This is a genomic window from Phytoactinopolyspora limicola, from assembly GCF_011320225.1.
In the GTDB taxonomy this organism is placed as follows: Bacteria; Actinomycetota; Actinomycetes; order Jiangellales; family Jiangellaceae; genus Phytoactinopolyspora; species Phytoactinopolyspora limicola.
On record NZ_JAAOEN010000004.1, the window covers coordinates 428,973 to 441,287 of the forward strand.

Sequence of the window (12,315 nt, forward strand, 5' to 3'; positions counted from 1 at the left end):
CCCCTCCCCTCCCCGCCCCTCCCCTCCCGGTGATCATTGGCTTTTGACTCCCGAATTCGGTAGTCAAAAGCCAATGATCACCGGGAGGGGAGGGGGCGGATAGTCCGGTGAGTTATCGCGAACTCTTGACTGTCGTCATATAGATGACAGACTGTGCATAGCTACGGTCCCCCGCCGGGTCTCCGGCGGGGGATGCCATGGGGTGCACGTCCAGGGACCGCGAGGTGAGCCATGCAGTTGACGGAGTCCGCCCACGTCGACACGTTCTGCCGCGACCGGCTACCCCCCGCCGACGCCTGGCCCGAGCTACTCTTCGACCTCCCCGAACTCCAGTACCCCAACCGGCTCAACTGCGCCCACGAACTGCTCGACGCCACCATCGAACAGTTCGGCGCCGACCGGCCATGCCTGCTCGGCGCCGGCGGCACCTGGACCTATGGCGAGCTACGCGACCGCGCCAACCAGGTGGCCAATGTCCTCACCGAGCGGTTCGGGCTGGTCCCGGGCAACCGCGTGCTGCTCCGCGCCCCCAACAACGCATGGCTGGTCGCCACCTGGATGGGTGTCCTCAAAGCCGGTGGCGTCGCGGTGCTCACCATGCCCCTGCTGCGGCCCACCGAGCTAGTCACCACCATCGAGCTCACCCAGCCCGACCTCGCCGTCTGCGACCACCGCTTCGTCGCCGATCTGCAGACCGCTCGCGACCAGGCCGCCGCGTCGCTCCCGGTGATTCCGTATGGCAGCGACCTCGACGACGACCTCACCGCCCTGGCGGCCGCCGCCAGCACCGACCACACCGACGTCGCCACCGCCGCCGACGACGTCGCGCTGCTCGCCCCCACCTCCGGCACCACCGGCAAACCCAAAGTGACCATGCACTTTCACCGGGACGTGCTGGCTATCGCGGACACGTTCAGCCGGCACCTCCTCAAACCCCGATCCGACGACGTGTTCACCACCACCGCGCCGTTCGCGTTTACCTTCGGACTGGGCGCGGCACTCGTGTTTCCCTTGCGGGTCGGCGCGTCGACGCTGCTGGTCGAGCGGGCCAGCCCGATGGAACTCGCCGACGCCATCGCCGAGCACTCCGTGACGGTGTTGTTCACCGCACCCACCGCGTACAAGGCGATGATCGCCGGCGGCAAAGCCGACGTCCTGCGGGCGGTGCGGCGGGCGGTGTCGGCCGGAGAACACCTGCCGGCCGCTACCTGGCGGGCGTTCCACGACGCCACCGGGGTGCAGATCATCGACGGGATCGGCGCGACCGAGATGTTGCACATCTTCATCGGCGCTGCCGACGACGACATCCGCCCCGGTTCCACCGGCCGGGCCGTCCCCGGATACGTCGCCACCGTCCTGGACACCAACGGGCAGGAGGCACCGCCGGGAGTGGCCGGGCGGCTGGCCGTCCGCGGCCCGACGGGCTGTCGCTACCTCGCCGATGATCGCCAACGGGTGTACGTCCAGGACGGGTGGAACGTCACCGGCGACACCTATATCCGGGACGAGGACGGCTACTTCTGGTATCAAGCCCGCAGCGACGACATGATCGTGTCGTCGGGATACAACATCGCCGGCCCGGAGGTGGAGCAGGCCCTGCTGAGCCATCCGGACGTCGCTGAGTGTGCCGTCATCGGCGTCCCGGACGAGGACCGGGGGCAATTGGTGAAGGCGATCGTTGTCCTCAGCGACCAGATCTCCCCCGACGACGACACCGCCCGCAAGCTACAAGATCACGTCAAGTCGCAGATCGCACCGTACAAGTACCCGCGCGCCGTCGAGTTCCGAGCCAGTCTGCCGAAAACACAGTCCGGCAAGCTCCAGCGCTACCGGCTCCGCCAGGAAGCCGCCGAACCGGCCGCGCGAGAGTAACCGCGTAGGTCCCAGCCGTCCGGATCCGGACTGAAGAGCGCCGGCCCCGGACACCCAGCACAGTGATCGCGGAGGCCACCATGCCCAGCCATCGCTCGACCACCTCGCACCCTCACCCCGCACCAGCCGCCCCGTCGTTGCGGATGCGCGGCGGAGTGCCGGCGCTGTTCATCCCGTTCGCGGTGATGCTTACCGGCATCCTGATCCTCGGCTTCGCCGGACTCGCCGTGCCCGAGGCGTTCTGGCCGATGGTGCTGCTCGGGTTGCTCGTCGGACTCGTGCTGGCGCGCAGCCAGAAGGCCTACGTCGAGGCACTTGTCGCCGGAATCGCATCGCCGATGCTGGCGGTCATTCTGCTGGCGTGGTTCCTCGCCGGGATCTTCGGGCGGGTGCTGAACGAGACCGGTGTCATCGAAGGGCTGATCTGGGCCGCGACGTCGGCCGGGCTGGCGGCGGCCTGGGTTCCCCTGGTGGCTTTCGGTATCTCCGGAGTCCTGTCGCTGTCGACCGGTACCAGCATCGGCACCATCCTGGCGGTCACGCCGGTGCTGTTTCCGGCCGGCTTCGCCATCGGCGCGGATCCGCTGCTGCTGGCCGGTGCGATCATCGGGGGTGCGTTCGTCGGAGACAACCTGGCACCGGTGTCCGACACCACCATCGTCTCCGCCTACTCGCAGGGCACCGACGTTCCGAAAGTGGTGCGGAGCCGGCTGAAATACGCCGCCGTCGCCGGGGCGGCCACCGTACTTCTCTACGTCGTGCTGGGGTTCGTCAACAGCGGTGGGACATCGTCGGGCGACGCCATCGACGCCGAGGCCGGCGGACTCGTCATGCTGTTGGCTCCCCTGCTGCTGATCATCTTGATGATCCGACAATGGCATTTCGTCGCCTCGCTCCTGGTGGCCATCGCGTTTGGCCTGACCCTCGGCCTGGTGACCGGGCGCCTGGAGTTCGCCGACCTGCTCAGCGTCGACTCCGAGACCTACGAAACCTCCGGTGTGATCGTCTCCGGTATCCAGGGCTTCGTCGGCATCGCCGTCTTCACCATCTTGCTCATGGGGCTCATCGGCACGTTCCGGGCCGGCGGGTTGCTCGACTGGCTGATGGAGAAGTCGCGACGCTTCGCCACGACGCCGCGGCGCGCGGAGACCGCGATCGTCGGCGTCGGCCTCGGGGTCAACGCCCTCACCACGGCGGGGACCCCCACCATGGTGATGCTGGGACCGTGGACCCGGCGGATCGGACACTCTTTCCGCATCGCGCCGTGGCGCCGCGGTAACCTCCTCGATGGTGCGTCGACCTCCATCATCGGCTTCCTCCCCTGGAGCGTCGCCGTCCTCATCCCGATCGGCCTCGTCGGTTCCGAAGTGCGAGCAGCCGGCGAAACCGGCTTCGACGCGGTGAGTATCGTGCCGTTCGTCTTCTACTGCTGGGCTCTGATGCTCGTGATGATCGGCGCCGCCGTGACCGGGTGGGGACGCGAAACGATGGACGACGCGTCGTGGCGGGCCGAGGAGGCCGTTCTCGCCGCGGAGAGCGCGGCGGAGAGCGTCGCCGACGGCGGCGCGGATGGTGGGTTGAGCACCCCGCCAGACGAAGGTCCGGGCGGCGTCGGAAACCGATGAACACCGGCACGACCCGGCGGACGGCTCCTCGCGGTTACCTCGACTTCGCCTGCCTGGGAGTGCCGAGTACCCGGACCGCGGCCGCCGTGTCAGCGGAGATCGAGACACTCGTGACGTCTACTCCCGACGCCACTGCACAGTCGATCGCCTGGCTCGACCACACGACGGCGACCCGTGCTGCCCTGGCCCGCCTGTTCGGCACCAGCCCGGATGACATCACCCTGATCCAGAACACCACCGAAGGGCTGGCCAGGGTCCTCGCGGCGGTCCCCTGGCGCTCCGGAGACGCCGTCGTCGTGGCCGATCGCGAGTTCCTGGCCGCCATGACGGTATGCCGGTGGCTTGCTCAGGTACACGGACTCGACCTGCGGGTGGCCGATGCCGCGTCGCCGGAGGCATTGCGGCCGCACCTGGACCCGCGGGTTCGGGCCGTGGTGATCAGCGCCGTCGCCGAGGTGAGCGGGGTGCGCGCCGACCTCGAGGCGGTGGCCGACGTGGCCGGGTCGTACGGTGCGGCGCTCGTCGTCGACGGTGCTCAGGAGGCCGGCGTACTCCCCCGCGACCTGCCGCGCAGCGGAGCCGACGCCTATGCGGCAACGGGGCACAAGTGGCTGCGGGCGCCGTTCGGCACGGGTGTGCTGTGGACGTCGGCGGCCTTGCGGGAACGGCTCACCCCGCCGACACGTGGGTACCTGGCGCTGGCCGAACCCGCGCAGGGGTGGGACGTCTATCTTGGGTCGCCGCGCCGCGACGCCGCCGACCCGTTGCCGTTCCGGGGTGACGGTGCTGCTCTGGAGAGCGGGGGTACCCCGTCGTGGGTCGGTGCCGTGGCGCTGTCCAGGGCGGTGGACGACCTCCTCGCCGCCGGGCCGACGCGGATCGCCGAACGTGCCATGAGCCTGGCGACCCGGCTGCGCGACGGGGTCGCCGCCCGGGGTTTCGGTGCCAGCTTGGTTGACCCTTCCGCGAGTTCACCCTTGGTCAGCCTGGCCATCGACCCGGCTACGACGGCGGTGGCCGACGTGTTCGCGCGGCACGGGGTCCGGGTGTCGGTCCGGGGTGCGCTGGGCGATCGTGTCGTCCGGGTGTCCTGTCATGGCTGGAACGAACCGGCCGACGTCGATCTGGTGCTCGCGGCGATCGACGACGCGGTTCCCCTGGTTCCTCGTCGACGTCGATAACCACCGCGGCCACACCGGCCACAACAAGCCTCCTTATGCCCGCGGGCGCTGCGCCACAAGCTTCCTTACTGTCGCCATAGCAACCACAAGCCTCCTTATGCCCAGGGGCAGGTGACCACAAGCCTCCTTGTGGCAGGGCGGCGTGCTGGTGGCAGGGCGGCGCGGCGCGCTACTGCGGCATGAAGCGGCCGCCGTTGACGTCGAGCACCACCCCGGTGATGTACGACGCCTGCGGGGACAGCAGGTAGCAGATCGGTTCGACGATCTCTCGAACCTCGGGGAACCGCGCCAGCGCGATCGCGTCCAGCACACCGCGCCGCTCCGCCTCGGGCATGTCGTCGTACATCCGCTGCAACCGGCCGGTCAGGAACAACCCCGGCGCTACCGCGTTGACCCGCACCCCGGCCGGGCCCCACTCCCGCGCCAGGCGGCGGGTGAGCCCGCCCACGGCTGCTTTGGCGCTCGCGTAGGGCACCCCGGTCACCGGCGACGGCTGCCGCCCGCCGATCGACGACACCGCGACAACGGCGGCCGGTTCACCACGCCCGGCAGCCGCCCGCAACGCACCGGACGCCGCCTGGCAGGAGTAGAAGGTTCCTTTCAGGTTGACGTCGATCACCAGGTCGAGGTCGTCGGGGCCGATGTCGTCCAGGTCACGTGGTGTTCCCAAGGAGCCACCGGCCAGCGTCACCAGGAGGTTCAGGCCGCCCAACTCGTCGACGACGGCGTCGGTGGCGGAGTGCACGGCGGTCGAGTCGCGTACGTCCACGCCGTACCCGGCGGCACGCCCGCCGGCGTCGCGGATGACGGCGGCGGTGGCATCACACGCCGCTTGATCGACGTCGACCACGGCCACCGCCGCGCCGCGCCGCGCGAGGTCCCGGCAGAGCTGGGCGCCGATGCCGCCGGCACCTCCGGTCACCAGCGCTACCTGACCTTCGAAAGGGGCTGCGTCCAGGAAACTCACGTTGCATCTCCCGCGTTGTTGACGCCCGTCGTAGATACAACATACGCTGAGCGGAGCCGGCATGGAAGCCGGCTGGTCAATCCACGTGGACCATGCGGACCGCTCAACGCCCCGAGGAGTCCTATGCGCATCGCGATCGTCGGCGGTGGCCCAGGGGGCCTGTACTTCGCCGCGCTTGCCAAGCGGCTCGACCCCCACCGCGAGATCACCGTCTGGGAACGCAACGCCGCTGACGACACGTTCGGCTTCGGAGTTGTCCTGTCCGACGAGACCCTCGGCGGCATCGAACACGCCGACCCGGTTGTCTTCGCGGCGATGCAGCGCGAGTTCGCCCGCTGGGACGACATAGACGTGCACTACGGCGGCGAGGTGATCACCAGTGGCGGGCACGGGTTCGCCGCGATGAGCCGCAAGAAGCTCCTGGCCGTGCTGCAGGACCGCTGCCGCGAACTCGGGGTGACGGTCCATTTCGGCACCGAGGCGCCCGACGTCGACGAACTCGCCGCCACCCACGACCTGGTGATCGCCAGCGACGGCGCCAACTCGCGTATCCGCACCCGCTACGCCGACGTCTTCCAGCCCGACCTCGAACAACGACAGTGCCGGTACATGTGGCTCGGCACCGATCTCGTCTTCGACTCGTTCACGTTTCACATCGAGCAGACCCCGTACGGCGTCATGCAGATCCATGGGTATCCGTACGACGCACACGGCAGCACCTTCATCGTCGAAATGCACGACGACGTGTGGAAGGCCGCCGGACTCGACGCCACTCATGACGAGACCGCACCACCCGGGGTCAGCGACGAAGGCTCCATCACCCGCATCCGCGAACTGTTCGGGCACGTACTCGGCGGACACCACGTCTTCGCGAACAACTCTCGCTGGCTGACGTTCTCTACGGTGCGCAACGCCACCTGGCGTCACGGCAACATCGTGCTGCTCGGCGACGCCGCACACACCGCTCACTTCTCCATCGGCTCGGGCACCAAGCTGGCCATGGAAGACGCCCTAGCACTCGCCGCCTGCCTGCACGAACAGCCGGACGTCGACGCCGCCCTGACCGCCTACGAGGAGGAACGGCGTCCCGTCGTGCTCTCCACCCAGCGCGCCGCGCAGGCCAGCCTGGAATGGTTCGAGAACCTCGGCCAGTACACCCACCAGCACCCCGTCCAGTTCGCGTTCAACATCCTCACCCGGTCCCGCCGAGTCACCTACGACAACCTGCGGCTGCGTGACCCGGAGTACGTCGACGCCGCCGACGCGTGGTTCGCCCAGAGCGAGGTCGAGCGTGGTGTCGCCGCACCGCCGGCCGAGCCGCGCCCGCCGATGTTCCAGCCCTTCCGGCTACGCGAGCTACAGCTGAAGAACCGGGTCGTGGTGTCGGCCATGGATATGTACTCCGCCGACGACGGCCTGCCCAACGACTTCCACCTGGTACACCTGGGCAGCAAGGCCCTCGGCGGCGCCGGACTGGTGATGACCGAGATGGTGTGTGTGTCCGAGGCCGGGCGGATCACGCCGGGCTGCACCGGCCTGTACAACGACGAGCAGGAATCCGCGTGGACCCGGGTCACCGACTTCGTCCACCAGCGCACCACCGCCGCCATCGGCATCCAGCTCGGCCATTCCGGACGTAAAGGCTCCACCAAACTCATGTGGGAAGGCATCGACCAGCCGCTGCCGGACGGCAACTGGCCCCTCGTCGCGCCATCACCGTTGCCCTATTCGCCGGCCAACCAGACGCCGCGGGAGCTGAGCCACGCCGAGATGGCCGAGATCCGCGAGCAGTTCGTCGCCGCGGCCCGTCGTGCCGACAGCGCTGGGTTCGACCTCCTGGAGCTGCACTGCGCCCATGGGTACCTGCTGTCGTCGTTCCTGTCGCCGCTGACCAACCAACGAAGCGACGAGTACGGCGGTTCGCTGGAGGCCCGGCTGCGCTACCCGTTGGAGGTGTTCGACGCCGTCCGCGCGGTGTGGCCGGAGCATAAGCCCATGTCGGTGCGGATCTCGGCCACCGACTGGCATCCGGGCGGCGTCGAGGCCGACGACGCCGTCGCGTTCGCCGAGGCGTTCGCCGCTCACGGTGCCGACGTCGTCGACGTGTCTACAGGCCAGGTCGTGAAGGAGGAGCGGCCGGCCTTCGGGCGTAGCTACCAGACCCCGTTCGCCGATCGGATCCGCAACCGGGTCGACACCGCCGTCATGGCGGTGGGCGCCATCTCGTCGCCGGAAGACGTCAACGCGCTGATCCTCGCCGGCCGAGCCGACCTGTGCGCCCTCGGCCGCACCCACCTGTACAACCCGCACTGGACACTGCATGCCGCCGCGGACCAGGATTATTCGGGTCCGGGCGTGGACTGGCCGGTACAGTTCCGAGCCGGCCGGCGCAAACCCCAGGCCGGCCGCACCGACGGTCCGAAACCGCGCCTGGAGCTGATCCGCGACCAGGCCACGGGCACCCGCCATGCCCGCTGGCGACCAACCGTGAAGGAGACGCCATGACCGTGCTCGCCGACCTGCTCGACGCCGTCTCGTCCGACCGCATCCAGGTGCTCGACCTCACCGCTCCGCTCACCTCCCAGACACCAGTGCTCGTCCTACCGGAGCCGTTCGCCCAGACCAACACGTTCCAGCTGGAGGAGATCAGCCGGTACGACGACCGGGGTCCGGCCTGGTATTGGAACAACATCAGCACTGGTGAACACACCGGCACCCATTTCGACGCCCCCAACCACTGGATCACCGGCAAGGATCTCGACGACGTCTCCCAGGTCCCGGTGAAGCGGCTGGTGGCGCCGGCGGCCGTCATCGACGTCACCGAGCAGACGGCGGCGGATCCAGACTTCGTGCTGGAGGTGGAACACATCGAGGCATGGGAGCGGGAGCACGGAGCGCTGCCGGAGGGTGGTTGGCTGATGCTGCGTACCGGCTGGGACGCCCGCAGCCACAGCCAGGAGGAGTTCCTCAACGCCGACGAGAACGGTCCACACACCCCCGGCGTGAGTGTGAACTGCGCGAGGTGGCTGGCCGACAAAGCACCGGTTATCGGGTTGGGTGTGGAGACGGTCGGCACCGACGCCGGTGGCGCACACTCCTTCGACCCCGCCTTCCCGTGCCACGCGTTCCTGCTGGGCGCCGGCAAGTACGGGCTGACGCAGTTGCAGAACCTGGCCCAGCTGCCGCCCACCGGGGCGGTCATCATCACCGCTCCGCTGCCGATCGTCGGCGGCTCGGGCAGCCCCACCCGGGTGCTCGCCCTCGTCGAACGCTAACCCACCCATGATCATTGGCTTTTGACTACCGAATCCGGTGGTTAATCGTCAATGATCATCAGACGAGTCCGGAGGGGTTATGAAAGTCGCGGAGGCCGTCGGGCAGGTGTTGGCCAGGCTGGGCGTCACCCATACGTTCGGTGTGGTCGGCAGCGGCAACTTCCACATCACCAACGCCCTGACGACGGGCGGTTCGCGCTTCGTCGCCGCTCGCCACGAAGGCGGCGCCGCCACGATGGCCGACGCCTACTCCCGGATGAGCGGGCAAGTGTCGGCGCTGACCCTGCACCAAGGGTGCGGGCTGACCAACGCGATGACGGGTATCGCCGAAGCCGCCAAAAGCCGCACACCCATGCTGGTGCTCGCCGCCGAAACCACCACGCCGTCGTCGAACTTCTACGTCGACCAGCCGACCCTGGCCCGGTCGGTGGGCGCCGAGAGCATCCGGATCGAATCGGCCGACACCGCCGTCGACGACACCCTGCGGGCCTTCGGCATCGCCCGCGACCAGCGTCGTACCGTCGTCGTCAACCTCCCCCTGGACGTACAGGCGAGCCCGGCGCCGGAGCCGCTGCCCACCCCGTCATTAGTGCCCTCGCCACCTCCCCCGCCCCCGTCGGCCGGAGACGTCGCCGCACTCGCCGCGGCGTTGGCCGCCGCCCGTCGGCCCGTGATCATCGCCGGCCGAGGTGCCCGGCACGCCCGCACCGAACTGACCGATCTGGCCGCCGCGAGCGGCGCGCTAGTAGCGACGTCCGCGGTGGCCAGAGGGCTCTTCCATGGCAACCCGTGGTCCCTGGACGTATCCGGAGGTTTCGCGTCGCCGCTGGCCGTCGAGCTGATCACCGACGCGGACCTGATCGTCGGGTTCGGCTGCGCCCTGAACATGTGGACCATGCGGCACGGCCACCTGATCGGACCTTCCGCGCGGGTGGTTCAGGTCGACGTCGAGGCCGCGGCGCTCGGCCGCAACCGCCCGGTGGATCTCGGCATCGTCGGAGACAGCGCGGCGGTCGCCGCGGCGGTCACCCATCAGGTGCTCGGCCAGCCCGGAGCCGACGCCGGATACCGCGACACCGCGCTACGCCGGCGGATCGGCCGCGAGCTGCGCTGGCGCGACGTACCCTACGACGACTGGGGCACCGGCACCGGCGACGACGCCCGGATCGACCCACGGACGTTGAGCATCGGCCTCGACGACGTACTGCCCACCGACCGGGTAGTCGCCGTCGACTCCGGCAACTTCATGGGCTACCCGAGTATGTATTTGGCAGTGCCCGACGAGTTCGGATTCTGCTTCACCCAGGCATTCCAATCGATCGGGTTGGGGCTGGCCACAGCCATTGGCGCAGCGCTGGCACAACCGGACCGGCTCCCCGTTGCGGCATTGGGCGACGGCGGAGCGCTGATGGGCGCCGCGGAACTCGACACCGTCCGCCGGCTCGGTTTACCCATGGTGGTCGTGGTGTACAACGACGACGCATACGGCGCCGAGGTGCATCACTTCAACGACGGTGCACCCCTGGACACCGTGACGTTCCCGGACACCGACATCGCCGCCGTGGGCGCCGGATACGGCTTCGACTCGGTGACCGTGCGGACGCCGACCGACCTGGAGACGGTGCGCCGGTGGGTGGGCGGACCTCGGGACCGGCCGTTGCTGGTGGATGCGAAAGTGGCGTCGCCACGCGGTTCGTGGTGGTTGGAGGAAGCCTTCCGCGGCCACTAACGCGTGCCTGACTCCCCCGCTTTTTGCGAGTTGTCAGGCCGGACAAGTCGCTGAGCTGCTAGTTCGTCGCCACTCACCCTGACAGGTGATGCACGGTTTCGAGTTGTCAGGGTAGGTGGCGACGCCGCCGCTGGCCAGACACGTGTCCGGCCTGACACCTGCGCTACTGTTCGAGCTGGAACGAGCCGTACGCGATGTCTCCGCTCCGCACATAGGTGCTGATAGTCACGCCGGTGGTAGACGTCGTCGTTTCGGTGAGCTTCAACGCCGCCGGTACCGTACCGGAGCCGAACAGCCGCTTACCGGTGCCGAGCAGCAGCGGAAACGTCCACACGTAGTACTCGTCGATCAGATCGTGCTCAATCAGCGTCTGTAGTAGCTCCCCGCTGCCATTGACCATAATGCGGCCATCCAGTTCGGCTTTGAGCCTGGCCACCGTCTGTGCCGCCTCTCCCTTGAGCACCGTGGTGTTCTTCCATTCAGCGGTGTCCATGGTCCGTGACGTCACATACTTGGGGATGCTGTTCAACCGGTCCGATATCGGATCGCCGGACACATTGGGCCAATGAGCTGCCCAGATGTCGTATGTCTTCCGGCCCAGCAGGATGGCGTCGCCTTTCGCCGACTGTTCAACGATGGCGCCGCTCATCGCGTCGTCCCAATAGGTCACGTTCCAGCCGCCGTGCTCGAACCCGCCGTCGCGGTCTTCGTCCGGCCCGCCAGGTCCCTGCATCACTCCGTCGAGTGTCACGAATGCGCCCACCACTAGTTGCGCCATGGTGTCCTCCAGATCGATTGATGATTGGGCAGCCCTGCGGCGTAGCGATCGAGGCGCCGACGCCCGTGCCGCCAAGGGCTCTACCACCGTTTCACCGACAGTTTATTTTGTCAAGACGACTATAGTTGTCGGTTGTGCGCCGCAGAGGCAGTCGTCGTGTGCGAAACCCGCCGGACCTACCTACCCGGTCGACGTCAGCACTTGCTCCGTCAGCGCTTGCTCCGTCAGCGCTTGCTCCGTCAGCCCCCGCTCCGCCGGCGATGAGGCCGGACAACCGGCGCGGATCAGATGCACCAGTACACGGTGCACACGTGTGTAGCGCTCCTGATGGCGCACTTCGCTACCGCCAGGTGGCGTTAAGACCCGGATTCGGGCTTTAACGCCACCTGGCGGTAGCGAAGTCCGGGGGCACGCCGCCCGGTGCTCACCGCAAACATGTCGCCGTCCGGGCCACAGCAAGGAGGCTTACTGCGGCAGCCGCCCCGGACACAAGGAAGCTCAATGTCGCCAGGGCAACCACAAGGAGGCTTACTGCACACGGCCGCGCGCCATAAGGAAGCTTGTTGCGCCAGCCGAAGATGGCTTTCACCGCAACCTACGCCGAGACCCCACAGACAACGACGGGCCGCCCCGAACACGATGGGCGGGACAGGCACGACGGACGCCGCGCTGAACGCGGTCGAATGGGATCTAGAAACACCAGACCTCAGACCGGCTGCCACACACCACCGCGATGACCAGTCGTCTCCGTACTGGCAGTGATGCTCGACCACCGATGGTGAACAGACACGGCGCGGTGAACGCCCCTCACGATCAGATGCATGCCTCGCTACCGCACACGTTTGTTGTGCATCTGATCGTTGCCCGTCCGGATCGTGGACGCGATCA

8 protein-coding genes are annotated in these 12,315 nt (G+C 68.3%); 6 read left to right on the forward strand and 2 right to left on the reverse strand.

The window, feature by feature from the left end; all coding sequences use genetic code 11:
* Positions 1–231: 231 nt before the first annotated feature.
* The 3 genes from G8760_RS13430 (at position 232) to G8760_RS13440 (ending at position 4,678) form a co-directional block, all read left to right on the forward strand.
* Positions 232–1,872: an AMP-binding protein gene (locus G8760_RS13430; RefSeq protein ID WP_166351786.1), complete on the forward strand. Its 1,641-nt coding sequence runs from the start codon at positions 232–234 to the stop codon at positions 1,870–1,872.
* A gap of 80 nt (positions 1,873–1,952) precedes the next feature.
* Positions 1,953–3,497 carry a Na+/H+ antiporter NhaC family protein gene (locus G8760_RS13435; RefSeq protein ID WP_166351789.1) on the forward strand — a complete coding sequence of 515 codons (1,545 nt, stop codon included), beginning with the start codon at positions 1,953–1,955 and terminating at the stop codon, positions 3,495–3,497.
* Complete coding sequence (locus tag G8760_RS13440; RefSeq protein ID WP_166351791.1) at positions 3,494–4,678, forward strand: aminotransferase class V-fold PLP-dependent enzyme; 1,185 nt, start codon at positions 3,494–3,496, stop codon at positions 4,676–4,678. Before G8760_RS13435 ends, G8760_RS13440 begins: the two co-directional genes overlap by 4 nt.
* 169 nt (positions 4,679–4,847) lie before the next feature.
* On the opposite strand, the gene G8760_RS13445 is transcribed toward G8760_RS13440, so the two are convergent.
* Positions 4,848–5,645 carry an SDR family NAD(P)-dependent oxidoreductase gene (locus tag G8760_RS13445; RefSeq protein ID WP_207782324.1) on the reverse strand — a complete coding sequence of 266 codons (798 nt, stop codon included), beginning with the start codon at positions 5,643–5,645 and terminating at the stop codon, positions 4,848–4,850.
* A gap of 123 nt (positions 5,646–5,768) precedes the next feature.
* Here G8760_RS13445 and G8760_RS13450 point away from each other — a divergent pair, with 123 nt between their 5' ends.
* From G8760_RS13450 to G8760_RS13460, 3 genes are all read left to right on the forward strand, one after another.
* The gene (locus G8760_RS13450; RefSeq protein WP_166351795.1) at positions 5,769–8,150 is read left to right on the forward strand and encodes a bifunctional salicylyl-CoA 5-hydroxylase/oxidoreductase; all 2,382 of its coding nucleotides are present in this window, start codon (positions 5,769–5,771) and stop codon (positions 8,148–8,150) included.
* Positions 8,147–8,920 (forward strand): cyclase family protein, encoded by a 774-nt coding sequence (locus tag G8760_RS13455; RefSeq protein WP_166351798.1) that lies wholly within the window; start codon positions 8,147–8,149, stop codon positions 8,918–8,920. The genes G8760_RS13450 and G8760_RS13455 overlap by 4 nt, the downstream gene beginning before the upstream one ends.
* A 79-nt stretch (positions 8,921–8,999) precedes the next feature.
* Positions 9,000–10,649, forward strand: a complete 1,650-nt coding sequence (locus G8760_RS13460) for a thiamine pyrophosphate-binding protein (protein WP_166351800.1) — start codon at positions 9,000–9,002, stop codon at positions 10,647–10,649.
* Positions 10,650–10,812: 163 nt separating this feature from the next.
* Here G8760_RS13460 and G8760_RS13465 read toward each other — a convergent pair whose 3' ends face one another.
* Complete coding sequence (locus G8760_RS13465) at positions 10,813–11,427, reverse strand: dihydrofolate reductase family protein (protein ID WP_166351802.1); 615 nt, start codon at positions 11,425–11,427, stop codon at positions 10,813–10,815.
* Between the last annotated feature and the right edge of the window lie 888 nt (positions 11,428–12,315).

Coding starts and splice junctions, on each gene's coding strand:
- G8760_RS13430 (WP_166351786.1), top strand. CDS start 232: ATGCAGTTGACGGAGTCCGCCCACGTCGACACGTTCTGCCGCGACCGG.
- G8760_RS13435 (WP_166351789.1), top strand. CDS start 1,953: ATGCCCAGCCATCGCTCGACCACCTCGCACCCTCACCCCGCACCAGCC.
- G8760_RS13465 (WP_166351802.1), bottom strand. CDS start 11,427: ATGGCGCAACTAGTGGTGGGCGCATTCGTGACACTCGACGGAGTGATG.
- G8760_RS13440 (WP_166351791.1), top strand. CDS start 3,494: ATGAACACCGGCACGACCCGGCGGACGGCTCCTCGCGGTTACCTCGAC.
- G8760_RS13450 (WP_166351795.1), top strand. CDS start 5,769: ATGCGCATCGCGATCGTCGGCGGTGGCCCAGGGGGCCTGTACTTCGCC.
- G8760_RS13460 (WP_166351800.1), top strand. CDS start 9,000: ATGAAAGTCGCGGAGGCCGTCGGGCAGGTGTTGGCCAGGCTGGGCGTC.
- G8760_RS13455 (WP_166351798.1), top strand. CDS start 8,147: ATGACCGTGCTCGCCGACCTGCTCGACGCCGTCTCGTCCGACCGCATC.